Below are 1363 nucleotides of genomic sequence, written 5' to 3'. Positions count from 1 at the left end.
GCTGGATGGAAGCCGGGCTCATCGACAGTTCGGTCAGTCCCATCTTCACGAAGGTCGCAATGAGATCGGGACGGCCGGCCGCCTCACCGCACATGCCGACCATGATACCGGCGGCGACGCCGGCTTTTGCCGTCATTTCGATCGCCGACATGACGGCTGGATTGGTGACATCGTTGAGCTTGGCGACGGTCGGATTGAGCCGGTCGGCGGCCATGATGTACTGGGTCAGATCGTTGGTTCCGATCGAGAAGAAAGCGACCTCCTTGGCCAGCGCCGGAGCGATCAGCACGGCGGCCGGGGTTTCGATCATGACGCCGAGATCGAATGATGCGTGCGGCACGCCTTCGGCTTTCAGCTCGGCCGTGCATTCATCAACCAGCACGCGCGTCTGCCTGACCTCCGAGAGGTCGGACACCATCGGCAGCATCACCTTGATGTTGCCGTGCACGGCGGCCCGCAGCAGCGCCCGCAGTTGGCGCTTGAAGATGTCGGGCCGGTCGAGACACATGCGGATGCCGCGCCAGCCGAGGAAGGGGTTTTCCTCGTCGGGAAATTCGATGCCGGCAATCGGCTTGTCACCGCCGATGTCGAGCGTGCGCACAATGACCGGATAAGGCGCAAAAGCCTTGGCCAGCGCCGCATAGGTCTCGGCCTGCATGTCTTCCGAGGGCAGATGCATATGGCGCATGAACAGAAGCTCGGTGCGGAACAGGCCGATGCCCATGGCGCCAGCCTCTTGCGCCGCTTCGATTTCCTCAAGTGAGCCGATATTGGCCGCGATCTCGATGATCCTGCCGTCGGCAAGCTTCGGCGTCACCGTCTTGAAGATGGTCAGGCCGGCGCGCTCCTTTGCCGCCGCTTCGACGCGGCCGGCGAAATCGGCGCGGGTCGCCGCGTCGGGGTCGATGATCACATGGCCGGCATTGCCGTCGAGCGCGACCTCTCGCGCGGTGCGCAAGGCATTGATCTGGCCGCCAAGGCCGAGCACGGCCGGAATGCCGTGCGAGCGCGCGATGATGGCGATGTGCGAAGTGGCGCCGCCATGGCCGCACACCACGCCGCCGATACGCTTCAGCGGCGCGCGTGCCAGATCCCAGGCACCGATGTCGTCGGCGATCAGGATAGCGCCTTCGGGGATGTTTTCGAGGCTGATATCGTCCTGCCCCAGCAACACGAGGCAGATCTGCCGCCCGACCGCATGAACGTCGTCCGTCCGGGCGTTGAGATAGTGATCGTCGACCGCGCTGAATTCGGCGGCAATGGTGGAGGCGGCGGTGATGACGGCGGAGACCGCGTCATTGCCGCCCTTGATCAGGCCCTCGGCCTCACCAGTCAGGCTGTCGTCGGCGGCGATATCGCGCAG

General features: G+C 64.8%; 1 protein-coding gene. It reads right to left on the bottom strand.

Annotated features, from left to right (window positions below):
* A partial coding sequence (gene ptsP / locus EN964_RS34715) for a phosphoenolpyruvate--protein phosphotransferase (RefSeq protein ID WP_127277447.1) occupies positions 1-1363 on the bottom strand: 1363 nt, incomplete at both ends.

The sequence above is a fragment of the Mesorhizobium sp. M7A.F.Ca.CA.001.10.2.1 genome, assembly GCF_003998575.1.
Classification (GTDB): Bacteria; Pseudomonadota; Alphaproteobacteria; order Rhizobiales; family Rhizobiaceae; genus Mesorhizobium.
Note: the sequence above shows the minus strand (reverse complement) of the source record. Positions and strands in the feature narration are given on the sequence as shown.